This is a genomic window from Chitinophaga sp. G7 BAM 1005 (assembly GCF_057126945.1).
This window is the reverse complement of sequence record NZ_CP181478.1, coordinates 1,744,366-1,766,367: the sequence shown is the minus strand read 5'-3', so window position 1 is coordinate 1,766,367 and position 22,002 is coordinate 1,744,366. Positions and strand designations below refer to the sequence as shown.

25 protein-coding genes are annotated in these 22,002 nt (G+C 40.6%); 11 read left to right on the top strand and 14 right to left on the bottom strand.

The genetic code is table 11. From position 1 onward, the window contains the following. Positions 1 to 15 precede the first annotated feature (15 nt). Positions 16 to 747: an IS21-like element helper ATPase IstB gene (gene istB / locus ACMXI2_RS07185; protein ID WP_483777917.1), complete on the top strand. Its 732-nt coding sequence runs from the start codon at positions 16 to 18 to the stop codon at positions 745 to 747. Positions 748 to 834: 87 nt separating this feature from the next. Further along, positions 835 to 1,239, top strand: coding sequence for a hypothetical protein (locus ACMXI2_RS07180; RefSeq protein WP_483782391.1), 405 nt, complete (start codon positions 835 to 837; stop codon positions 1,237 to 1,239). A gap of 75 nt (positions 1,240 to 1,314) precedes the next feature. Here ACMXI2_RS07180 and ACMXI2_RS07175 read toward each other — a convergent pair whose 3' ends face one another. Beyond that, a complete protein-coding gene (locus tag ACMXI2_RS07175) occupies positions 1,315 to 2,130 on the bottom strand; it encodes an IS3 family transposase (protein WP_483782389.1) in 816 nt (271 codons plus the stop codon). A gap of 23 nt (positions 2,131 to 2,153) precedes the next feature. Then, positions 2,154 to 2,441, bottom strand: coding sequence for a transposase (locus ACMXI2_RS07170; protein WP_111580750.1), 288 nt, complete (start codon positions 2,439 to 2,441; stop codon positions 2,154 to 2,156). A gap of 17 nt (positions 2,442 to 2,458) precedes the next feature. On the opposite strand from ACMXI2_RS07170, the gene ACMXI2_RS07165 reads away from it, so the two are divergent. From ACMXI2_RS07165 to ACMXI2_RS07155, 3 genes are read left to right on the top strand one after another with little or no spacing between them, the layout of a single operon-like run. Continuing rightward, positions 2,459 to 3,232, top strand: coding sequence for a phage integrase SAM-like domain-containing protein (locus tag ACMXI2_RS07165; protein ID WP_483781018.1), 774 nt, complete (start codon positions 2,459 to 2,461; stop codon positions 3,230 to 3,232). Next, positions 3,166 to 3,387 carry an abortive infection family protein gene (locus ACMXI2_RS07160; protein WP_483781017.1) on the top strand — a complete coding sequence of 74 codons (222 nt, stop codon included), beginning with the start codon at positions 3,166 to 3,168 and terminating at the stop codon, positions 3,385 to 3,387. Before ACMXI2_RS07165 ends, ACMXI2_RS07160 begins: the two co-directional genes overlap by 67 nt. Positions 3,388 to 3,391: 4 nt before the next feature. Next, positions 3,392 to 4,609, top strand: a complete 1,218-nt coding sequence (locus tag ACMXI2_RS07155) for a tetratricopeptide repeat protein (RefSeq protein ID WP_483781016.1) — start codon at positions 3,392 to 3,394, stop codon at positions 4,607 to 4,609. 98 nt (positions 4,610 to 4,707) lie between these two features. Here ACMXI2_RS07155 and ACMXI2_RS07150 read toward each other — a convergent pair whose 3' ends face one another. The 8 genes from ACMXI2_RS07150 to ACMXI2_RS07115 all read right to left on the bottom strand — a co-directional run bounded on the left by ACMXI2_RS07150 (position 4,708) and on the right by ACMXI2_RS07115 (position 11,912). Continuing rightward, positions 4,708 to 5,553, bottom strand: coding sequence for a DUF5677 domain-containing protein (locus tag ACMXI2_RS07150; protein ID WP_483781015.1), 846 nt, complete (start codon positions 5,551 to 5,553; stop codon positions 4,708 to 4,710). A 399-nt stretch (positions 5,554 to 5,952) separates the two neighbouring features. After that, a complete protein-coding gene (locus ACMXI2_RS07145) occupies positions 5,953 to 6,594 on the bottom strand; it encodes an AAA family ATPase (RefSeq protein WP_483781014.1) in 642 nt (213 codons plus the stop codon). 905 nt (positions 6,595 to 7,499) lie between these two features. Continuing rightward, on the bottom strand, positions 7,500 to 7,865 hold the full coding sequence (locus tag ACMXI2_RS07140; RefSeq protein WP_483781013.1) for a hypothetical protein: 366 nt from the start codon (positions 7,863 to 7,865) through the stop codon (positions 7,500 to 7,502). 80 nt (positions 7,866 to 7,945) lie between these two features. After that, positions 7,946 to 8,728 (bottom strand): alpha/beta fold hydrolase, encoded by a 783-nt coding sequence (locus ACMXI2_RS07135; RefSeq protein WP_483781012.1) that lies wholly within the window; start codon positions 8,726 to 8,728, stop codon positions 7,946 to 7,948. A 42-nt stretch (positions 8,729 to 8,770) separates the two neighbouring features. After that, on the bottom strand, positions 8,771 to 9,409 hold the full coding sequence (locus tag ACMXI2_RS07130) for an NAD(P)-dependent oxidoreductase (protein WP_483781011.1): 639 nt from the start codon (positions 9,407 to 9,409) through the stop codon (positions 8,771 to 8,773). Positions 9,410 to 9,482: 73 nt separating this feature from the next. Continuing rightward, complete coding sequence (locus tag ACMXI2_RS07125) at positions 9,483 to 10,073, bottom strand: Crp/Fnr family transcriptional regulator (RefSeq protein ID WP_483781010.1); 591 nt, start codon at positions 10,071 to 10,073, stop codon at positions 9,483 to 9,485. A 711-nt stretch (positions 10,074 to 10,784) separates the two neighbouring features. Then, positions 10,785 to 11,204: an RNA polymerase sigma factor gene (locus ACMXI2_RS07120; protein WP_483781009.1), complete on the bottom strand. Its 420-nt coding sequence runs from the start codon at positions 11,202 to 11,204 to the stop codon at positions 10,785 to 10,787. A 252-nt stretch (positions 11,205 to 11,456) separates the two neighbouring features. After that, the gene (locus ACMXI2_RS07115; protein ID WP_483781008.1) at positions 11,457 to 11,912 is read right to left on the bottom strand and encodes a MaoC family dehydratase; all 456 of its coding nucleotides are present in this window, start codon (positions 11,910 to 11,912) and stop codon (positions 11,457 to 11,459) included. A gap of 974 nt (positions 11,913 to 12,886) precedes the next feature. Here ACMXI2_RS07115 and ACMXI2_RS07110 point away from each other — a divergent pair. From ACMXI2_RS07110 to ACMXI2_RS07095, 4 genes are all read left to right on the top strand, one after another. Next, complete coding sequence (locus tag ACMXI2_RS07110; protein ID WP_483781007.1) at positions 12,887 to 13,822, top strand: helix-turn-helix domain-containing protein; 936 nt, start codon at positions 12,887 to 12,889, stop codon at positions 13,820 to 13,822. A gap of 40 nt (positions 13,823 to 13,862) precedes the next feature. Beyond that, positions 13,863 to 14,921: a hypothetical protein gene (locus ACMXI2_RS07105; protein WP_483781006.1), complete on the top strand. Its 1,059-nt coding sequence runs from the start codon at positions 13,863 to 13,865 to the stop codon at positions 14,919 to 14,921. A 150-nt stretch (positions 14,922 to 15,071) separates the two neighbouring features. Next, positions 15,072 to 15,812 carry an SDR family oxidoreductase gene (locus tag ACMXI2_RS07100; RefSeq protein ID WP_483781005.1) on the top strand — a complete coding sequence of 247 codons (741 nt, stop codon included), beginning with the start codon at positions 15,072 to 15,074 and terminating at the stop codon, positions 15,810 to 15,812. 27 nt (positions 15,813 to 15,839) lie between these two features. Next, positions 15,840 to 16,757: a helix-turn-helix domain-containing protein gene (locus ACMXI2_RS07095; protein WP_483781004.1), complete on the top strand. Its 918-nt coding sequence runs from the start codon at positions 15,840 to 15,842 to the stop codon at positions 16,755 to 16,757. A 27-nt stretch (positions 16,758 to 16,784) separates the two neighbouring features. On the opposite strand, the gene ACMXI2_RS07090 is transcribed toward ACMXI2_RS07095, so the two are convergent. Further along, entirely contained in the window at positions 16,785 to 17,171 is a 387-nt protein-coding gene (locus tag ACMXI2_RS07090) for a DUF302 domain-containing protein (RefSeq protein WP_483781003.1), read from the bottom strand. Positions 17,172 to 17,389: 218 nt separating this feature from the next. Between ACMXI2_RS07090 and ACMXI2_RS07085 the strand changes: the two genes are divergently transcribed. Next, the gene (locus tag ACMXI2_RS07085) at positions 17,390 to 18,043 is read left to right on the top strand and encodes a dienelactone hydrolase family protein (protein WP_483781002.1); all 654 of its coding nucleotides are present in this window, start codon (positions 17,390 to 17,392) and stop codon (positions 18,041 to 18,043) included. Between the two features lie 24 nt (positions 18,044 to 18,067). Next, positions 18,068 to 18,706: a phosphoribosyltransferase gene (locus tag ACMXI2_RS07080; protein ID WP_483781001.1), complete on the top strand. Its 639-nt coding sequence runs from the start codon at positions 18,068 to 18,070 to the stop codon at positions 18,704 to 18,706. A gap of 76 nt (positions 18,707 to 18,782) precedes the next feature. Here ACMXI2_RS07080 and ACMXI2_RS07075 read toward each other — a convergent pair whose 3' ends face one another. From ACMXI2_RS07075 to ACMXI2_RS07065, 3 genes are all read right to left on the bottom strand, one after another. Next, positions 18,783 to 20,117: an erythromycin esterase family protein gene (locus tag ACMXI2_RS07075; RefSeq protein ID WP_483781000.1), complete on the bottom strand. Its 1,335-nt coding sequence runs from the start codon at positions 20,115 to 20,117 to the stop codon at positions 18,783 to 18,785. Between the two features lie 109 nt (positions 20,118 to 20,226). Further along, on the bottom strand, positions 20,227 to 20,988 hold the full coding sequence (locus ACMXI2_RS07070; protein ID WP_483780999.1) for an SDR family oxidoreductase: 762 nt from the start codon (positions 20,986 to 20,988) through the stop codon (positions 20,227 to 20,229). A 275-nt stretch (positions 20,989 to 21,263) separates the two neighbouring features. Continuing rightward, the gene (locus tag ACMXI2_RS07065; protein WP_483780998.1) at positions 21,264 to 21,917 is read right to left on the bottom strand and encodes a BON domain-containing protein; all 654 of its coding nucleotides are present in this window, start codon (positions 21,915 to 21,917) and stop codon (positions 21,264 to 21,266) included. Positions 21,918 to 22,002: the final 85 nt, after the last annotated feature.

The window sequence follows — 22,002 nt, the reverse complement described above, 5'->3', positions numbered from 1 at the left end:
CTAAATAATCACCACATGAATCAGCAAAGCACACTAGATCAATTACAGGAACTCAAACTATCAGGTATGGCAAAAAGGTATGCAGCCATTTTAATGCAGCCCGTGCATCAACAACCAGAACCACATATGTTGATCGCTTCGCTGGCAGAAGCGGAAGCTGGTTACCGGGTACATCAGAGAACCCAACTTTACCTACGGCTTGCCAAACTCCGTTACAATGCAACACCTGAAGAAATTAATTGCACCCCGGCAAGGGGAATAACCAAAGAAGTGCTGATCACGTTATCTGATGGCATGTTCATTGAAAAATCAGAAAATCTATTGATCACAGGGGCGACCGGATGTGGTAAAAGTTATCTGGCCTGCGCTATGGGAAGGAATGCTTGTCTACTTGGCCATAGAACTTTGTATTACTCGATGAACAGGTTCGTTGAAGCACTGGCGGCTGCAAGGCTTGATGGAACTTACATACGGTGGCTAAATATGATTGCTAAAACACCATTGTTAATAATCGATGACTTTGGGTTGATGCCATTGAGTAATGATATGAAATTAACCCTACTCCAAATCCTGGAAGATCGCTTCGCTAAAGGCGCGACCATTATTACCTCTCAATTACCTGTCAATAAGTGGTATGAATATATCAATGAACCTACACTGGCTGATGCAATCTGTGACAGGCTGACAGCAAACGCCCATAAAGTGGAACTGAAAGGTGAATCCTTAAGAAAGAAGAAAAACAACTAAATTACATCAGCTACCACGAGTCTTTAAATGTGGTACACTTTGCGGTGAAATACTGGTACACTTTAACCGTAATATCCACCTAGAGAGATTTGTGTAATTCAAAGCATAAGTAAAAATGACTGGAATGAAAGGCGTGGAATACCGAAACAATCTAATGATAGGCTTGTTAAGCTTTCACTATTACTAGATTCCATTAAGGCAAAACTTCAAAATATATATCTAGAAGCTGCATTGAATGGCCAATATCTATCTGCACAACAAGTAAAAAATATCTATTTGGGAAAAGAATCACTCTATTACTCCCTGTTACAAGTATTTGATCTCGCTATGGAACAATATGCAAAAGAATTAGTGCAAGGAAGTCTTAAAAACTATGGTGCAACAAAAAAGTATATTCAAGCATTTTGCCAATTTAAATATGGGATTAACGATATTTTTTTCAAGTCCTTGACTTATATAATGGTCCCCAATGTCAGGACCGATAATTTGTAGATCTAAGCTTTTTCAAGTGCTAACAAAATGGATGCGCCTGCGCATCTGTTTTGTTAGCACAAGCCCCGTCAGGGGCTAGGCAGCAATCTTTCTGTAAAGATCCGCTGGTGTTTTGTATCCCAGTGATTGATGGAAGCGCTCTGTATTATAAAACTCAAAGTACTGTTGCAATCCTTGATACAAACTTACTCCGTCTTCGTATACGTTCAAATAAATATTTTCATACTTCACGCTTTTCCATAACCTCTCAACAAAAATATTGTCAATCGCTCTTCCCTTTCCATCCATACTGATCTGTATTTCATGCTTTTTCAGGATGCTGGTAAATATTTCACTGGTGAACTGGCTCCCTTGATCAGTATTGAATATTTCAGGTTTACCACTTGTCGCTATCGCTTCTTCAACTACGCTTTTACACCAGTCTGCAGTCATCGTATTGCTGACACTCCAATTTACTACGTACCGGGTATGCAAATCAATTACCGCACAAAGGTACATGAAGCCTTTACGCATGGGCACATAAGTAATGTCCGTTGCCCATACCTGATTGGCCCTCGTAATCGCTAACCCTTTAAGTAAATAGGGGTATACCTTATGTGATGTATTCGGATCACTCGTACCAGGTCTTTTATATAACGTCTCCCAGCCCATTAGCTTCATTAAGCGGCCAAGCCGCTTGCGGTTGACGAAGTATCCCAGGCCACGCAACCAGATCTTTAACTTCCGTTCCCCGAAAAATGGAGTCTTATAGTACTGCTCATCAAGCAAGCGCATTATTGTCAGATTCTCCTCCGTTTCTGCAAGCGGCTGGTAGTATAATCCACTACGATGCAAGCTCAATAGCCGACATTGCTGACGAATACTTATTGATGGATTTGAAGATTCAATCATTTTTCTACGAGAGACTAGTGACTTCACCGCAACTTTTTTTTCAAAAAATCATTCTCCACCTTCAATTGACCGATTTGGGCATATAGTTTCTCCATTTGTGCCTCCTGGTCTTCACTATTGCTGGTGGGAGCGTCAGAGTCAAATGCTCCAGCCAATTTCGCGGCAGCTTCCCGTTTCCACGTGTTTATTTGTGTTGGGTGTAGCTCATACTTCTTCGCCAGCTCCTCAATTGTGCTGCGTTCCTTCAGGGCTTCTAATACAACTTTTGCTTTGAAGTCCCCGGTAAATTTACGTCTGCTCTTTTTAGTCATTACTTTGGCAATTTAAGATGATTTTTTCTATCTTAAATACCGGACCTTTTTTCGGGGACCATTATACTTACTCTTTTATCGAAGAATTTAGGAATTTTATTCTATTGCATCCAATTAAACCCAACGATCCTTGTACTAACAATGGATGTATGAAACATTTGGAGCGCTTAAAAAAGGTTGCACTATGGGCTTATGAAATGCGTTATGTTGACCGGAACCTTTTCTCCTCTTTTAGAATAAGGAAAAAACGTTTCGAGCAACGTTGGCTTAATTGGACTCAATTAAAAATGATAGAAAATAAATGCTTTCACGCCCCGATGCTTAACCTTGTTAAGGATATTTTTATCTTTTGTTGTTATACCGGCATGTCACCAATTGATGTTCAGCAGCTGTCACCAGATCAAGTTTACAAGGGTAAGGATAATTTAATATGGATTTCCTATGTAAGAAAAAAAAGCAATATAACCGCTAACGTCCCTCTCCTTCAGACACCTCTACTCTTAATCAAAAAATATTTTGAATTAAAACACGATGACTACAAAACAGTATTTCCATATGTGTGCAATCAAGTTTTGAACGACAAACTAAAGATGATAGGGGAAATTTGCGAAGTTAATATGCCACTAACATTTTATATGGCAAGGTACACTTTCGCTACTACTGTTACATTGGCCCAGGGAGTTCCTATTGTAAACTATACAAAAATGCAGCAAGAGCGCTCAATATGGCTCCAGATCAACATACACAAACCTCAATTCAGACTCTACTGCGTGGAGCAGTCAATATCGTAGATGGAATAGCAGGGTTACGCAATCGTTTAGGGGATGCACACGGAGCTGCACCCAATCAGGCAAGGCCCTCTCCACGTCATGCTGAATTAGCAGTAAACATGGCATCTGCTTTATCACATTTTATGATCAGAAGTTTGAAAGAAGTAAATAGTTAACAAAATGTCATTAATAGTAGCTCGGAAAGACGGAAGTAAACTTGCAGTCGTTAGCGATACAAAGCTAACTTATCCTTATCATGAGGTAAAAGCACAGAAAACGCAGCCATCCGACGGTGTTTTGAAAACTGTAATTTTAGACGGCAATGCAACTATTTCCTATGCTGGAGAGATTAGCTATGCTGAAGACGCTCTTAAAGAGATAGGGACAAACATCACAGCTGCCAATATTATAGAAGTTTTGAAGAAGTATCATAAGCTGTCAGAATACAAGACCGAGTTTCTTTATTGCACTGGATCGCCTAATCTGCTGTACAAATTCAAGAACAACGAATGTGGTGAAGTACACAGTTGTTATTTGGGTGATAACGAAGCATTTAAGCTTTTTCAAGGCTTTATGATGGACATGTTGCCAAAAAAGCCGCAACCAAAATCAAAGAAAAAAAACAACAAAAATGGACGTCAGAGTTCCGATGGCATATTTATAGAGTTCGAAGAATTTCGTCTAACCGTGACAACGGAAATTGATTCACCGCTCTTTTCAAAGATGACAGCTGCTATGGATTATGTTATTGAGGAAGGGGCAGTTGCATCGGTCGGTGGATTTAAGGTTTTTGTAATATTTGATGCCAGGTTTCAATATCGTATGTATAATGCCATATATCGGCAGCCATTTGTGCTATTAGGAACAGGTCCTCATCCATTGGGACATGGCAATGCCAGGGATGGAGCATATTCTATACATTTTTTCGGAGGATCAGAAGATGGCAGTGCTGCCGCGATCCACATAAAGCAGGCTGCTTTCGGATTTGTCTACAGCAGACAAGAATGCGGCCTTCCACGTCCTCAAATCTTTTACGGTGATGAGGTCGACTTTATTGACACCATATTGCCGAAATTTGCTATTAAAGCCACCATAACTACCGAGGACCGGATATCGAAGTATTTTAAAGCAGGATTGGCTTATTTTAGCGTTGGTGACTGGCAAAAGTGTATTGATGAACTTAACATGGCATTCGATGTTACCAAAGAAAAAGAAAGAGCTAATTATCTTTTCTATTTAGGCATGGCTCACTGGAACCTTGGAAATCGCCCGCTTGCTATGAAATCCTTTACTGACGCTATTCAAACGTTTCCGCAAATCAAAACGAATATTGACCGAGCTTTTAAAGACGCACTAAGTAATAAAAAAAACAATAATCACACCAGCAATGAAGCATAGCGATCCGATTAAAATGCTCAGAGCAAACTACTAACACTTCTGGGTTTACGAAAGTGCTCATTTATTGATTTTTATTTTTTTAATAAGGACAGGTTACATTAAGTTCTCCCCTGACGTACAAAAGAATCAATAACACGGATGTTCAATTCACTCATTTTTGAAAAATGTTCACCCGCTTCTACATACCTTGCCTTTAAATCATGTATGAAAAAAGAAGACACAAAACAGCCTTGCATTATAGCCACATGTAACATTTCTTCAATATTCCGCTTACTTAACCCCGCATTTTGCCTAACTCCGCCATAGGATGCATGTACATGCATAGAAGCATATTCATAAAAGTCAGAAAAATGGCTTTCATCAATTCCCGTATTTTTTATCAGTTCATTATACGATAATCTTTTATTGGATCTCAATAAGCTCTCACTGCTAAATCTCCAGCAACACTTGTCCAATAAAAAACCTTTTGTTCTCTCATCAAGGCCGTTAAAATATCCCAAGCTATGAATAGCATTTCTACATCTCTCTTCGCTCTGGGATAACCACTCGATCATTTCACTCATCTCTGCTTCAATATGTTGTCGTCTGAATCTAATCAACGATTTAGTACTATCTAATTCCCATAATCTAAATCTCAAAATATTCTCCTCAATATTATCACATGGCATAAATAAATGAAAATAGGTTGCGTGTGTTTCAAACAGCACTCTTATCAGTGCCCAAATTGATGATACATCAAATCTTTCATTATTTATATCAGTACTGTTTGAGCTTAAATTTTTTTGCAAAATCAGCATGAATGAATGTGCCTGATTAAGGAACTTACGGCAGATTATTGGGCCAAATACAAACCAATTTCTATTATCTGCCAAAGTAGTTTCAACTTTACTATTCATTTCATCTAACTCTTGAAGCATCATCTGTAATGTCGAATATCTACTCATAGATTGTGATGTATTTGAAACATAGACTATAAAAATCATTTTAAGAAAACTCCCAATTATCGACATTCAGGCACATTAATATTTCTTTATAGCTCATAACATAATCTTGTGACTAATCTCAAATTTGATCTGAAAGTCCCCGGTCTGTATTATCATTTTTGACTTGATGGAGACTTTTTCGCGGCCGACTAGACTTACGCTTAATTAAATGATTTTCCCTTTTCCAATATTCATTTTCCGAAAGGTCCTGGAGGGCTTTCATTATTATGTCCAATACTCTGTTGTTGATAATTGGAGAAAAGTTGACTGTCCAAAGATAATCTTCGATAACGATGTTAACTTCAAATCTGATAACATACTGTTGCGTTTGTGAAGAGCCCTGTGGGATGTTCCGAGTCATTAATTAATTCCTAATCGTGTATAAATCTCTTCCTCAATGGCTTGGTGATCGGCATGCTGACCGCCGGGGAATGAAATATGCTGGAACTGGTGATATGTAGGTACTACGGCTGCCATTACGCGTGAAATATTTTCAATGGCGACTTCTTTGGGTAGTTGAATATAGCGGCTCCCGTTCCAGGTGGTAGTGACGTCATTATCCCAGCTACCAAAAAGCTCGTGTCCGGCGTCTACTATGGTTGCATGTTGCCGTCTTCTATGCATTAAGCCTTCATAAACATCCTCAGGGCTTATGCTTAGGTGTATAATATAAGGTCGGATTTTAGCTACATATGCTGTCCAGGATCGCTGCATCGGAATGAACGGCCCCGCAGCAATCAGCGTTGGCCGGGATTGCGGTTGGCTGAAAGTATCAAGGAAACGGTTTTCCTTCTCAGCTATTTGTTGTAAAGCCAGATCGCGGCCCTGCTGCATGAATATTTCGAAGATGTGTTCCTTCTCAAAGGATTGAGTGATCCATTTATCTGAATCCAGGCACTGGATACGATCTCCAAAAGCCTCGGAAGCACGTTTCAGAAATGTTGATTTTCCTGCTGTGGAGAATCCGATCAATACAACGGCGGGATAAATGTCTATGCGCATGTTTATATTTTAGGGTGCTGTAATATAACAAAAAATACGCAATTGGTTGGAGTATATAAACCAGTTGCTTAGCTGGATATTACGGCTAAAAAAAGTATAGAAAGTTGACGATCTTTTACAAAAGCTGAGGGAAAGAGCAAAAAAATTAAGCGGCAATATGCAGTCCAACTGTACGGCAGTAGAAATACCAAGACCGTTGTGCAATATTAGGTGATCTTACTGCCTTGATCAACCAAACTGACGGCTGCATATTTTCAGCTGTCCCTTCAGCAATAAGCCCGCCTACAGATACCGGCATCCCATGTACGAATTAATATCAAATTGTATTATCTTACATACGCAGTTCTTTTACAAAAAGCTCAGGAACTAAGTGGTGAAACCAACTGGTTACTGACCCTAAACTTTTGACTTCCATTTTTCTGAGAATACTATTGGTCTGACAGTCGCCCGACAGAAAGCATTTTCAAGCAGTTTTTTTTTAACACAAAACATGCAGGAACTAACTGGTGAACCAATGCTTTTTTCCGCGGAAACCCGCGCCCGATTGGGCCCCCGGTCGTATTGTCATCCCGACTATAAAAAAGGAACCCTTCAGATCGTTGGATTTGAAGGGTTTTTAGTTTAATGGAATTAATATCGCATTCGCCTTCTTATACAATTTATTGCTAAAGAAAGACTTGTGGGTTCGAACTGCGAGAGGCAAAATCTAAAAGGGTTCAGACAATAACCCTAAAGCTTCCTGTGCCAGTAATAAGTGAGCCTACTTGATGTCTTACTTATTTTATCCTTTTTTGAATTCTGTTAAGGAGCGGGATTGACTCAAATACTTTTCCCGTTAAAAATACCGGTTCAAATACACCGTTCGCGGCCAAGTCTTTCCTTTCTTAGGATTACCCTCAATACAATTAAACGTCTCCACGTATAAATCCTTCATGGTATTTAAAAATGTTTGCGCCAATAGATTTTAGTGCCTCTTCTGCCTCTTTCGTTAAGTCACCAAAAACTTCTAAGCGCACAATTGGTGCTACCGCTAAGAGTTCGGGAAATAGAGGTCCTACGTTTGCTAAATGTATTAAAATAGCCTCGGAATTTTTAAACCACTCAACAATAAATGCTTTGTTTTCTTCAGCATTAAGGTAAACCTGATAAGCATTCAGGTCATGTTCATTTTTTTCAACAGATTCAATGATTGAATGCATGATCCTTTTAAATTCTTCAATTTTACCCTCAACAATTGTAAATGCTGATGTGTATTGAACCTGCTTTGTCATTATATTCAGTTTTAAGCATTAAGAAATATCTTTTTATGATAAGTAGCATTTGCCACATAGGATGGCTGCTAATCTTCACGTTAGTCCCACTCAAGTAGTCTGCTGATTAAATTAGCAACCTCCATCGTTTTTTCTAAAGGACTAATATGTCCACCTTTAACTATTATTGTTTCAATATTGGGTGGTGTTGGCACAAAGTCTTCTTCGCCTTTTAATGCAATGGCTTTAACTTTCAATGTTTTTATTAAGTTAGTAGCGTCCTCTGCATCGATCAAAACAGCTTTGTCAATTTGCCTGATTTGCTTGTTAGACAAGATGCTCATTGGCCGTTTAAGCTGATTTATTAAGGAAGGATCTTCTTTTAGTGACGTTTTACCAAACATCGTCTTAGCAGACTGATTTATATAAAAAGTTCTTAACACTAACATGGAATGTTGTAAACCGAAGGTGGCTTTTTGTTTTTTTGTTGCTGCCAGAAAAGACATATTACACAATCCAATAGATTCAAACCGTTCAGGGTGTTTATGTGCAGCTCTCAAAATTGTCATACTACCCCATGAATGTCCAATTGCAATGACTCTTGGGATTTGTAAGCTATCTAAAATCTCAACCAGCATATTCGCACAATCATTCAGGGTCCAATTTGGCTTGATATTTTCCCGGCTATCGCCATGCATAGGCATGTCAACAGCAATTACGGTGCGGTCTTTTATTTCTTCCAATTGTTTGTTCCAGAGATGGTGATCTAAATATATCCCGTGTAAGAAAACAAGTGGTAGTTTGCCGGATGTGGTTTTATTTATATAAACTGAAATTTTTCCAATGCTGGTTGTTATTTCAGCTTTTTGTGTTATTACATTCATTGTTATGATCTATGAATAATTAAGAAAAATAGCTGCCTGCCGCTAATTGCTTATTGAAGGCGCTTGTCTGGATAAGCCTGCGTCCGTTAATTGCTGAACCATGAACTTTGACAAATCGCCTAAAGTAATGGATAGCTTTAGTCCTTTACCATCTAAAGTTGCGTGACATCTTCCTTTTGCAGGTTTGTCTACAATATTGGGACAGCGAACAATAGTCCAGTTCAGCCGGCTGTTCATGATCATTGGTTCCATGCGGTTCTTGTCGTCAATAACGACTTTTAACCATTTCATAAAGTAGGGGAGAATGATTTTGGTAAAGTACCAGGGATTATAACCTATACTATTTCCTGCTCCGATATTACTCATTGCCAGCAGCCGTTTAACACCTGTGTTTTCCATCTCCTCAACAATTATTTTTGTTGCATCAGAAATAAAAGATGTTGGTTTAACGTCCTTTCCACCGGTGCCAAGACATTGAATTACTGCGTCTTGATTTTCCAATATTTCCGAGACCTTCTTTCTGTCCATGACATTGCCTTCAATGATGGTCAGCCTTTTGTCGTTGATCGAAACCGAGGATTTGTTTCTCACTAATATGGTTGTCTGATGATTTTGTGCTAAGATTTCTTTCAAAATGGCATTACCAGCGAAACCTGTAGCACCGAAGATGACTACTTTCATTTTTATGTTGGTTTATTTTCAAACCAAAAGTAGTCGCACTTTGGAAGCCGCACCTGACACAAAAGTGTCAAAATCAATAATGCGTCAATTTTTTTCTTATCCGGGTTAGAGATTGTCGCTCTATACCAAGGTAGGATGATAAGTAAGATAAAGATACCCTGTTGAACAAATCGGGATTTCCTTCTATGAAATCGAGGTACCTGGTTTCGGCAGTATCAAACAAAAAACTCTCAATTCTTCTGTGTTGAATTTTCAAAGCTTCCTCTGCTACCAATCTGCCATATCGTTCCAAAATTGGAAACCTGTTGTAACCCTCTTGAATATGGTTGTATCCAAGGTTGACAACAATTGTTGGCTCTATACATTGAAAGTAATATTTACTGGGAGTTTGAGTGATGAATGTAGGATAATGAGTTACATACCGGTTTTCCCGAACAAAATTCACTGAAATCTGATCGCCTTTATCGTCAATATAGAATGCCCGCAATAAGCCTGAAAACACAAATCCTATTTCTTTTTGAACAGTATTTGCGTGCATGTAAAAATGCTTTGGCTTTAGTTCAGAAACTGTCAAGCCACTTATCAGATAGTCCAATTCAGCAGTTGTCACCATGGGACAAAGTGCCTTGACTGCACTTAAATATGTATCAATAGCCTCTTTCAATTTAATGTATTGTTTTGTTGTTAAAGGTTTAGATAGCCTTACTGCTGACTGATCTCGTATTTTCGATGTACCGGAAACAGTAACCCGTCGCCGAATTTAGTAAAAAAGCTCAAAGTAATACACAACTGAGTTACCTGACCCTCCCAGGACGTTTCCTGCTGTTCTGCGGAAGGCATTGCCGGGGTTACGTTTCAACAGGAACTCCGTTGCCGGGTTGAGTGTGAAAGTCCGTGAGTTCGAAAGACAGTTCTGACAATCATCAAAAGCCATCCGGGGCCAATCCTGATAGCAGAGGTTATATCAACTTACTTTTTTGTGGGGAAGATGGAAGTAAATACTTAAGTCGCTGAATTTCCCTCAAATCCTCCAAATACTGGTTCGAAATTGGTCCAGTCAACCCGACCAACAGAGGCCAAGCATGAAGTTCAAAGCATTGAATTTCATGCTTTTCTGTTTAAAAACAGGGGCTATTTTCCGCAGGAACTTAGTGGTGAACCGGCGCCTTTTTTCGGCGCAAACCCGCTGCAGTCGCCCATTTTCAGCGGGATTTGATTTACGCGCAATTATCAACGTATTTCAAGTCATAGCAGCAGTCAAAATAGTATCTCTCCAAGTCATGTTAGTCAATTCATTTAAGGTCAGTTACAATTAGTACAGTTCCTCTAAAAACCTTAACCAGAAAACATTTTTCGATCATGGATGTAATAGGCATTAGTGATTTAATTTCTCTATTTCCTTGCTCATATTGGCTTCCAGCCGGAGCATTTCTGCTTTCACGAAAACTTCGGGGGTGGCGCCAGGCGACTGGTCCAGGTTCAGGAAATGTTCCCATTGCCGCTGGTACAGATCTGTCCGTCCCTTATCGCGGTTGTAACGGAATGTTTTATAACGGGCTACACTATATAGGTAGGAGAAGATCTTTTTCTGCAATACAATTTGCTTCCGTTGTTCCCATACGCTTAAAAAAACATCCTGGGTTACATCTTCTGCATCATTGCGGTTATCTATATGCTTAAATACCAGGGCAAAGATTACTTCAACAAAACAACGGTACACGGATTCAAACGCCGCCTTGTCATCCTGCTGGATGCGTTGCCATAAGTCCTGGTCATTCCAGTCATCCATTTGCATAACTGCAAATATAGCAGCCGAATATTACGCTATTATTATCTTTTCGCACCACTCCTGCACTGTCTCATTGCATCTTTCCATTTTGATTTAACAAAAAACCACAGAAATGATTAACGACAGCACAAACTGCAGAAGCGGTATTTGAGGCGTCACACCAGGAAATAAAAAGAATAAGCTGGAATGAGGTGCTACGTTCTACATTACTATCACGCCCTTTTTTGTGATTCGGATAGATGCAGTATTGAAACTGCCTCAAAAATGGTATAAAAATACCACATCACCTGTATAAGCCGGCTTCGCCTTGCCTTTAATACTAAGCGTAGCACCAATTACCACTTTGGTAACTCCTCTTAAATCGACGATGGAATTGAGTTTCGCTTTCAACTGTACTTCGTCGTTCACAAACACCGCCTGACCAAACTTAAACCGCTCTATACCGTAGTTTATCTCCATTTTAACATTCCGGATGTCTGCAATTTGCTTCCACAAATAAGGAATTAACGCCAATGTCAGATAACCATGAGCAATAGTCGTTTTGAAAGGTCCTTCACTTTTTGCTCTTTCCTCATTGCAATGGATCCATTGATGGTCCAGTGTTGCATCCGCAAATTTGTTGATCTGTTCCTGGTCTATTTTATGCCACTCAGAGCTACCTATTTCTTTACCCTCATACGCTTGATATTCTGCGAAACTGGATACAATTACCATAATTCTTTCTTCTTTTATTATTATTTATAGATACAAGCGCCCAGGCATTAAAGTTGCCAGGAATAAACGAATTTCCAACTTACTCTTATTTCTTCAAGTATCCAAAACATCATTCGATTTAATTTGTTAAAAGTCTTCGAAAAAACAAAAAACCACTAACGATGAAAGGTCTATTGACAGGGATGCGCTATTTCCTTATATCTCCAATTCAAATAGAATGCTACTAATTAAAATTAAAAAAGAACAGCGCCTTTTTTTAAAGCGCTGTTCTTGTTCATTTATCCTGATTGGTGATTGATATTATATCAGAAAGCCAATTTAAACAAAAGCAGTTGATTTTTTAAATTGCGATACCTGCCACACACATTTAGTGATGGATGAATAAGTTCGAGAAGATATAGTCACTGAACCCGATGAGTTTTTATTGTTTTGAAAAGTGTTATTCCGCTCCACCTGGAACCCAATGCAATGGTCAAAGCTGCCATAGTTCTTATTGTTGGGGGAAACCGATTGGATCACCGGCATTTTTGAAGGCAGCCAGCCGGTGTCATCCGGTAGTATTAGTGCCTCTATCGTATACTTTAGCGTGTCATTGTCGATATTAAAGGATTTGAGTAACAGCTGATGGGTAAGGGTGTACAGTCCAGGGGGAAGCATAACATGATAACAAATCTGTACATAGTGTTTGTCAGGTTTAAAATAGTTTTAAAGGCGAGAATGCCCTTAGAGCAGAAAGATAATATTATTTGTGTGGCAGGCTTGTTCAAATGACCTCCAACTTCGTTCAAGTTCCTTCAGGAAATAGACCCCTACCCTTAACAAAAAACAAAATTATCAAGTAGGAAAATATTCAGAAATCTATGGATTTATACTTCTTCTGCATCTCCTTTTAAAATTTAACTTTGTTATTAGGATATCTGACATGTGGCTGTCTGTTTCTACTCTCATTCATACTGGTGAGCAACGCGATCAACATGCATAGTCTTGCTAACCGCTGGATGGGTATTTTCTTCCTGTTCGCAGGTTTTGCCATGCTGTCTTTCCTGGCAGAAAGGTCTTCTATCCATAATCAGTATCCTTTATTGATTCCTTCCCTAGAAACAACCCGTTTTGCCGTGGCGCCGGCGTTATATCTGTCTGTAATGCACTTTACCACACCAACCGCCGCTGTTAACTGGAAATGTTCTTTACATTTTATTCCTGCCCTGATCTTTATATGCCTGCTAGCTGGTTTAAACATGTATTTACCAAGGGGAGCAGGACTGTTGGTGGGAATAAGTATAAAATTACAGCTCGTACTTTATTGGATCGCAGGCTTTCGTTTAGTACTTATCAGTCAGCACAGCACCTCCTGGCTTAAATACCTGGTAATAACTGTAGGGATAATGATAGCTGTATACCTGCTTACTTCATGGATAAGACCATTATCTGAGTATAACATCAACAGCTTTCTTTACCTCGTATGTGCCAATGTTGCTGCCTATTATATAATCAGGCAACGGGTTATTCCGCAAGCGGCCATTTCTGCACCCAGGTTAAATAATAAGGAACTTAACAGCTACAAAGTAAAACTTGAAACATTGATGAAAGAACAAGAACCCCATACTGATCCGGATCTTAGCCTGCCCGGTTTGGCTGATTATTTGAAAATCGGCGTACATGAACTTTCATATCTGCTGAACACCGGGTTTGAGAAAAACTTTTATCAATATATTAATCAATACAGGGTAGCCAAAGCCAAAGAGTTGCTATACTCGGCAGAGCATCAGCATTTAAGCATACTGGCTATTGGCTTCGAAGCCGGCTTTAATTCAAAAACAGCTTTTAATACTTCATTCAAAAAGCTCACGGGCCAAACACCGGGAGAATTTCGCAAAATAGTGGTGCGACTGGATACAAACGGGCAGTAAAACGATTGCTCATGGCTATTATTGCTGCAAAAGCATTATTATGAAAAAACTAAAATTTGGTCCTATTATTATCGCGTCCACTATCGCAGGTTTATTGGCAGCGTTTGTAATTTACAGGCTACTGGCCAGATATGCCGCCACCTGGCTCCCTCCTGTTGCCGTATGGGGAATATCATTTTTGATGTTGACTATAAGTCTTGTTACCGGTTGCGTTGGATATTTCAGATCCCCCGACCGGACTAAGGCATTCTTTACTGCAATAATCCTTTACCTCCTGGCATTTGACCTGTACTCTTTCGGCTGGCAGAAGATCTGCAGGTTGCAAATGGTGGTCATACTTGGCATGCTTGATATGCCCTTTAACAGCCTGGATGGGGAAACTCTGACCTGGGCTTATTTCAGACGCTCGTATCCCTTTACTGTAGCAATAGCCATTGCCCAGATTTCCGGATCCTTATTGTTATTGCTTAAACGAACAAGGCTCTTAGGATTAATAGTAATAATCCCGATTCTGCTCAATATTATCCTTATCGATATCTTCTATCATTTGCATACCTGGGTATTATTACATGCACTTATACTCATGTCTGGCGTCTTGTACCTCCTTATGCAATACCTGCCCTGGTTGATCACGTTCTTTTTCCGCAGCCCTGATGCCCTCCCGTTAAAAGTTGGTCAAGGTTCGCAATGGCTATTGGGAATATTGGTGATCACAATACCATTATTATTACTGGCCACTTATCGGTATCCCGACAGGCATCCGGAACTTACCGGAAAATACCGGGTAGAACAATTAAGGATAAATGGAAAACCCAGGGAGGTAAAACAGCAAACAGACAGTCTGCTTACCACTGTGTATATGGACTGGCAGGATGACTTCGTACTTGAATTCAATCATTACAACAGCAGGTATATTGGCACTTATTATCTCGATGAAAAAAGCAGGCATATCAAGGTACAGTGGCGATACCCCGCAGGCTATAAAAACGGATTTGAAGGAACACTAGAACAACTGGGCCACAAACATTTCCGCTTTAGCGGCGTATTAGGTAAGGACAGTCTGCAAATGCAACTGATCTATGTACCTGAACCAGAATAACTTTATTTAACCCGGGTATTGATCGTACCCGGGAACTTATCTTCAATTTCCTACAGCTCCAATTACCAACCTGACTACAACATTTACCAATAAGGCTATTTACGACTGAGCAAAATAAAACAGTTTTGTAGTTCAATAAATATCAGCATCATGAGTAATCTGATCGAAGGTAAAATAGTTGCTATTTCAGGAGCAGGCAGTGGCATTGGAAAAGCAATCGCAGTTAATTTGTCAAAGTTGGGCGCCAGGGTTGTTCTTGGAGGTCGCCGAAAGGAATTATTGGAAGCCGTAGCCAAGGAAATCAATTATACAGGAGGTGAAGCAACAGCCGTAATGATGGATGTAAGACATCAGGCTGATGCCGCTCAATTGATAGCAGCCGCTATGACAAAATATGGCCGCCTGGATGTGCTTGTGAATAATGCCGGCGTGGCTCAGCTAAGCCGTATAGATGAACTGGATGTAGCAGGTTGGGAAGATATGATTGACATCAACCTGAAAGGAGTACTATATTGCATAGCAGCGGCGATGCCTGTTTTCAGGCAGCAGCAATCCGGACATATTGTTAACATCATTTCCACTTCAGGAATAAAGATTGTACCCACGCAGGGTGTATATGCCGCAACAAAGAATGCCGTGCGGACCCTTGCAGAAGCCTTCCGCCAGGAATCCGACGGTACCATCCGGATAACAGGTATTTCGCCGGGCGTTGTAAAAACTGACTTCTCCCGCAACATGAAAAATCCACAGATGCGGGAAGCCGTAGCTTCTGCTATGGAACAGCTGGCCATTAGCCCGGATGCGATTGCCGGCGCCGTGGTGTATGCTGTTAGTCAGCCTGCCGATGTTGAAGTGGGCGATATTGTTATTCGTCCCGCCCGCCAGAATTAGTATATTCGTTTATACAACAGGAGTAGTATGTATCAATCAACGCCAGACATCTGTATAATCAGCAGCATCTCAGAACTGATGCGCGATTTGGGGCAACCGGAGCCCTTACATCCCTTGATCGGCCTGGTCGATTATAGCCAGGTCCAAATGGGCCATATTGAAAAGGGAAAGAAGATCTGCCTTGATCTATATAAAATCTCCTTTAAAACGGCTTTTAGCGGACAAGTGAAATATGGCCAGGGACATTACGATTTTGAAGAAGGCGGTCTGGCATTTATAAAACCCCGGCAAATTGTTTTTTCGCCGGATGATATATTAAGCTATGAGGGATATGCCCTGTTTTTTCATCCTGACTTTATCAGAGGCTATCCACTTAATAATCTCATCGACAATTATGGCTTCTTTTCCTACTCTACTTCGGAAGCGCTATTCCTATCACACAGGGAAAAAGGCATGATCAGTAATTTATTTGCAGCCATAGCTGCGGAATTGGAAAATAACATCGATGCTTTCAGTCAGTCTATTCTCATTTCGCAAATAGAGCAGCTGCTGAATTACAGCAACCGGTTTTACAACCGTCAATTCATTACCCGCAAAAGCATTAACAATGAAATAGTGAATTCCCTGGATAATTTACTGAACAAGTACTTCAATGAAAATAAAGGGCTGAAAAATGGGCTTCCTTCCGTGCAGTATGTTTGCGGGCGGTTGCAGTTATCCATGCGTTACCTCAGCGACCTGTTGGGATCAATTACCGGGATGACCACACAACAATACATTCAGCACAAGGTGATCGAGCATTCAAAAAACCTGTTAACCACTACCTCACTATCTGTAGCAGAGATAGCTTACCAATTAGGATTTGAACATCCACAATCCTTCAACAAGCTTTTTAAGTCCAAAACAAGCCGGTCACCTCTTGAATACAGGCAATCATTCAATTGAGTGTACTGAGCTGCTGTTTGTTGGTAATTATAACTGCTCCAACACTTTTTTTAATTTATCTTTTATCTCAGTTGCTATCTTGCGCAGATCTTTGTTTAATACCGCCTTCATAGACACTATCGGATTTATTGCCGAGACTTCAATGCTACCAGGCTTCTTTTCCTGAACAATTATATTACAGGGCAGCATTGTACCAATTTTATCTTCCGTCAACAATGCCTTGTAGGCAAATGGCGGGTTGCATGCACCCAATATTTTATAGTTATAGAAGTCTTCACCAAGCTTTTTCTTTAAAGTAGCTTTGATGTCAATTTCTGTCAATATGCCGAATCCCTCTTTGCTTAACGCATTGGTGACCCGTTGAATGACTTCTTCGAAACTTCCTGTTACTTTTTTGCTGAAATAGTATTTCATTTTCATTCTGATTTAATCTTATTTTGTTAATACAGGTATTCTTCCTGATATTTTCACTATCCTGACATTTCGATACATTTACAAACTTCCTAAGTTAATGTCTCATCATATGTGACATGAGTCAGCCATTTGCCTGATACAAATCACAATGATGAAAATCATCAGTATATCTGACAACCATCACTAATAAAAATGATATGCTTTGATAGATTTGAACTATGAAATGCTTTGATGACATAGTGAGCATCCCGATAGGCAATAAAATGTTGGAAGGTGAATTAACAATTCCTGAAACAGCAGACTCTATCATCATTTTTTGTCATGGAAGTGGCAGTAGCAGATTCAGCCCACGCAACAAAGCAGTGGCATTACAATTGCAGGAATACAATTTTGGAACGTTGCTATTCGATTTGCTTACAAAAGAAGAAGATGAGGCACATTATTATACGCGGTTTGATATACAATTGCTGGCCAACAGACTCATCGGCGTTACAGAATGGGTGGAGAATTTTTCGCACACCCAAAATTACAAAATAGGATACTTTGGCGCCAGCACCGGAGCTGCAGCGGCTTTAAGTGCTGCCCATTCTTTGCCGCATATTCGTGCAATAGTCAGTCGGGGTGGAAGACCGGATCTTGCAGCAAATGTGTTATCACAAATAACAATACCTACATTGCTTATTGTTGGTAGTCTGGATCATGAAGTAATAACATATAACCGTTTTGCCTATGAACGGTTGCAGGGGCCTAAAAAACTACTTATAATAGAAGGCGCCGGGCATTTGTTCGAGGAAGACAAGTCCATGGAAGAAGTAGCTGAAGCTACCGCAATCTGGTTTAATCTATATCTCGAGGCGCATACGCAAATCTGATCTGTTCAACTAAATGTAAAAGTTATGTTTGGCAATAGAATTATAGCAGCTCATAAATTAGTTCCTCTGTTAAAAAAATATAAAGAACAACCAGAGGGATTGGTATTGGCAGTTCCCAGGGGTGGAGTACCAATTGCCTATATAGTAGCTAAAGAGTTGAGTCTGCCGCTTAGTCTTGTACTTACCAAAAAAATTGGCCACCCTGCCAATGAAGAATATGCAATTGGCGCTGTCAGCCTCACAGACAGCTATATTGTGCCGCATGAAGAAGTTTCTCCTGCTTATATTAAGGAGGCCACTATCCGTGTACGCAAGCGATTACGGGAAATGTACCAGATGTATCTGGGCGACCGCCAGCCGGAATCCATCAGTGGAAAAACAGTAATTGTTATTGATGATGGCATTGCAACGGGGAATACCTTATTGGCCACTGTCAGAATGTTACGTAAGGCCAATCCAGCTAAAATCGTAGTGGCTGCTCCGATAGCTTCAAAAAACGCCTATGCAATGCTGTCAAAAGAAGTTGATGATCTCGTAGTATTACATGTACCGGAGTTTTTTGCGGGAGTCGGAGCTTTTTATGATGACTTTCAGCAGGTGACAGATGCAGAGGTGATCTATTACCTTTCTAAACTAAGGGAAGAATACGAAAATCGCGTGTAGATAATCCAACCAAAAAACAGGCTGACAACTTCTCATAAAGTTTATGTTTACAATTTCTCCTTTGTCAGATATATTATTAAACCCCAAATGGAAATGTTTCCGGCATCTGGTGACCATCCGGCTGGATATGCAAAGGATGCAGGGCAGTCGTCTCATCCACATAAATAAAAGCATCATACCGTAAAGGGAGTATGGTAGGAACATAATTCCCATATTTTTCATATTGCGGATTGTAAACTACGCCGATTGCGCGATGGCCGATATGATTTTCCATGAAGACGTCGTGATGAAAATCATTCATTATCAATAATTTATTTTGGCTACTGGCGGTATGCAACAAATGTTCCCATGATCCCCTGGAAGCAGGAGGAACTTCCATTTTTTGCATGGATGCCCCCCAACTACGGCCTGCGATTACGAAGCCTTTATAAGAACCAAAGCCTACCAACACAACATTATCATCATTATACTTCAACCTGGCAAGCTCTCCGATATTATACATACCCTCATTACTCATATCGGTTGCCCGGGCATCCCCGACATGTGTGTTATGTGCCCAGATGATAGCCTTGGCTTTTTCACCATGCAGTTTCAGGAGCCGGTCAAGTGTTTGAGCCATATGATCATCACGGATATTCCACGAATGGGGACCACCATGAATCATTGCGCGGTAGTATCTTTCCGCATCTACCATCACCAGGGCATTTTGCTCTGCATTGAATACGTTTTCATGATCTGTATTGTAAGAGGGGAGTTTGGCACGGATCTCCTTTAGCAAATGGACTACTTCATTTTCACATAGTTCCGGTACGAATTGAGTTGCCCTTGCATAGGACTGACCATCCTGGTGTCGATAAGGTTCAAAACATTTAAATGCCTCCTCCGCAACTTTTAGTGCCTGGGGATCTGTTTTCCCAAGGTATTGCATAATATTCTCCATGCTCTCCCACAAGCTATATACATCCAGCCCGTATAATCCTACCTTCTTATTTAAAGGTAACGCCTGGTTGTGCTGTTGTAGCCAGTCTGCCAATGCCACAATTTCCCAATTGGCCCACATCCAGGTTGGCCACCGGTTAAAAGCATGAAGCACCTTGAATGCGCCCTTTCCTTCTTCCACATAATTCTTTATATACCTGTTTAAGTGGTAGCAATCAGGCCAATCCCCTTCCACCGCAATAAAATTGAATCCTTTTTCTTCAATCAGCCGCCTGGAAATATAACTACGCCAGTTGTAGTATTCATGTGTTCCGTGAGATGCTTCACCAAGCATCACGATCCGGGCGTCGCCGATCCGCTCAAATAAAGGATCGAGACTATCTTTATCTGTTAGCGGGTAAGCCCATTGCTTAATGGCTCCGGTTGCTTCCTCTTCATCGTGTTTAGAGGACCTGGTGGAATAATCAGACATCTTTGACTTTTTTCAAAGAAAGCTTATTTGATCAGGGAAATAAATGAGGGGCATCATGTCTTTTTGTGACAGAAATCATATTTAACAGCACTACTGATCAATATAGATTTCAGGAAGCAATCCATCCTCCGTCAACCGGCATTGCATGCCCGGTCACAAAGGAGGCCGCATCTGAGCATAGCCAAACAACTGCCTCCGCCACTTCAGCCGGGTCTCCAAACCGGCCTATCGGCTCCATATTCATGAACTGCTGTTCCACTACCTTGTCGTTTCCGGTAATCCTGTCTACCATAGCTGTCTTTATTACCCCCGGACATACGGCATTAACACGTACCCCCAGCTTCGCATTCTCCAGTGCCGCTGTCTTCGTAAGACCAATCACGCCATGCTTGCTCGCCACATATGCAGGGAGTTCCGTAAATCCAATCAGCCCCGCTACGGATGCGCAATTGACAATAGCACCTTTCCCCTGTTTGAGCATATGAGGCAGCTCATGTTTCATACATAACCAGATGCCGGTAAGATTAACCGCAATCGTTCTTTCCCAATTGTCCTGGGTGCATTCCTGCGTTGACGCAGACACACCTTCGATGCCTGCGTTATTAAACGCAAAGTCCAGCCGGCCATAGGCAGAAAAAGTGGCATCCATCATTGCGGTTATATCCCCGGCCTTCGAAACATCACATTTCACGAACAGGGCTTCTCCTCCTGCAGCTTTAATCTGCTTTAACGTAGCCTGCTCTTTATCTTCTATCCAGTCTGCAATAACCACCTTCGCACCTCTCCTGGCGAAAGCCAGGGCTGTTGCCTGGCCAATTCCAAAACTGCCACCGGTTACAATGGCCACTTTGTTCTCAAATATCTGTTCCATACCAATTTTTTTATTATTGAATAATTCATGAATAGGTAATGGGCATGAGTATATTGACTCTCCGCAAAATATTATCAGCATAGCTGCAAAAATCCGGACAGAAAAACTCTTTACATCTTCATTTTGCGAGTTTCAATTTTCACTGCAGGAGCAATTAGCTCTGCTAAAACCAGTCCTGCGTAGCTGTGTCCATAATCATTTTTTACGGCTGGCCACAATCATAGTCAGAAGGAATATATCCGGTTAATTTAAGGATAAAACTATGGCATGTCGATTTATGCATTTATTTCCAGCTGATTAATTACCTCTGCAACACCAGGGGTTGCCCAGATCGCTCTTTCCGCCTCGTCCTTTTCACTCCAGGAATGGACCGTGCCTTTTATAGTAACCGTACTGTCTGAAGCATCGACCGTAATTTTATCAGCTTCCAGATCAGCGTTACGTTCCAATGCTTTTTTGATATTGCTTTTAATTATCTGTGAGTTCAATGCCGGTTTGAGCTTTATCAGGTTAATCACTCCGTTTACACCTAACAGATTCTTAACAGCATTCTTTGCGGCATCCCGCTGGTACTGCCATTCCAGTTCGCCATCCAGCGTCACCCATCCGTTATCCACCTTCACGGATATCTTGTCATTCGGAACATCGATATTCCATTTCAGCGCATTTACTATTTCCCGGGCAATTTCTTCATCATTTTTTTGTGTTCCATAAGGTAACCGTACTTCGATATCTTCGGCTACAGCTTTTACTCCTTTTACTCTCTTTACTGTCTTTTCAGCAGCCAGTTTCTTACTGTAATCACTCACATAGCCGGAAAGTGTAACGATACCATCTTTTACCGTTACTCCAATCTCTGACGGACGTAACAGGGGTTCCCACATTAATTCATCTAATATGTCTTCCCTTAATTGCACATCTGTTTTCATAATAAAATAGTTTAAGGTTAAAAAAATAACACGAATGTACCTTCCTCCGCCGGGTGTTTCAAATGACAATTATTAGGATAGCTTC

Coding starts and splice junctions, on each gene's coding strand:
- istB (WP_483777917.1), top strand. CDS start 16: ATGAATCAGCAAAGCACACTAGATCAATTACAGGAACTCAAACTATCA.
- ACMXI2_RS07175 (WP_483782389.1), bottom strand. CDS start 2,130: ATGATTGAATCTTCAAATCCATCAATAAGTATTCGTCAGCAATGTCGG.
- ACMXI2_RS07170 (WP_111580750.1), bottom strand. CDS start 2,441: ATGACTAAAAAGAGCAGACGTAAATTTACCGGGGACTTCAAAGCAAAA.
- ACMXI2_RS07165 (WP_483781018.1), top strand. CDS start 2,459: ATGATTTTTTCTATCTTAAATACCGGACCTTTTTTCGGGGACCATTAT.
- ACMXI2_RS07160 (WP_483781017.1), top strand. CDS start 3,166: ATGGCTCCAGATCAACATACACAAACCTCAATTCAGACTCTACTGCGT.
- ACMXI2_RS07155 (WP_483781016.1), top strand. CDS start 3,392: ATGTCATTAATAGTAGCTCGGAAAGACGGAAGTAAACTTGCAGTCGTT.
- ACMXI2_RS07150 (WP_483781015.1), bottom strand. CDS start 5,553: ATGAGTAGATATTCGACATTACAGATGATGCTTCAAGAGTTAGATGAA.
- ACMXI2_RS07145 (WP_483781014.1), bottom strand. CDS start 6,594: ATGCGCATAGACATTTATCCCGCCGTTGTATTGATCGGATTCTCCACA.
- ACMXI2_RS07140 (WP_483781013.1), bottom strand. CDS start 7,865: ATGACAAAGCAGGTTCAATACACATCAGCATTTACAATTGTTGAGGGT.
- ACMXI2_RS07135 (WP_483781012.1), bottom strand. CDS start 8,728: ATGAATGTAATAACACAAAAAGCTGAAATAACAACCAGCATTGGAAAA.
- ACMXI2_RS07130 (WP_483781011.1), bottom strand. CDS start 9,409: ATGAAAGTAGTCATCTTCGGTGCTACAGGTTTCGCTGGTAATGCCATT.
- ACMXI2_RS07120 (WP_483781009.1), bottom strand. CDS start 11,204: ATGCAAATGGATGACTGGAATGACCAGGACTTATGGCAACGCATCCAG.
- ACMXI2_RS07115 (WP_483781008.1), bottom strand. CDS start 11,912: ATGGTAATTGTATCCAGTTTCGCAGAATATCAAGCGTATGAGGGTAAA.
- ACMXI2_RS07110 (WP_483781007.1), top strand. CDS start 12,887: ATGCATAGTCTTGCTAACCGCTGGATGGGTATTTTCTTCCTGTTCGCA.
- ACMXI2_RS07105 (WP_483781006.1), top strand. CDS start 13,863: ATGAAAAAACTAAAATTTGGTCCTATTATTATCGCGTCCACTATCGCA.
- ACMXI2_RS07100 (WP_483781005.1), top strand. CDS start 15,072: ATGAGTAATCTGATCGAAGGTAAAATAGTTGCTATTTCAGGAGCAGGC.
- ACMXI2_RS07095 (WP_483781004.1), top strand. CDS start 15,840: ATGTATCAATCAACGCCAGACATCTGTATAATCAGCAGCATCTCAGAA.
- ACMXI2_RS07090 (WP_483781003.1), bottom strand. CDS start 17,171: ATGAAATACTATTTCAGCAAAAAAGTAACAGGAAGTTTCGAAGAAGTC.
- ACMXI2_RS07085 (WP_483781002.1), top strand. CDS start 17,390: ATGAAATGCTTTGATGACATAGTGAGCATCCCGATAGGCAATAAAATG.
- ACMXI2_RS07080 (WP_483781001.1), top strand. CDS start 18,068: ATGTTTGGCAATAGAATTATAGCAGCTCATAAATTAGTTCCTCTGTTA.
- ACMXI2_RS07075 (WP_483781000.1), bottom strand. CDS start 20,117: ATGTCTGATTATTCCACCAGGTCCTCTAAACACGATGAAGAGGAAGCA.
- ACMXI2_RS07070 (WP_483780999.1), bottom strand. CDS start 20,988: ATGGAACAGATATTTGAGAACAAAGTGGCCATTGTAACCGGTGGCAGT.
- ACMXI2_RS07065 (WP_483780998.1), bottom strand. CDS start 21,917: ATGAAAACAGATGTGCAATTAAGGGAAGACATATTAGATGAATTAATG.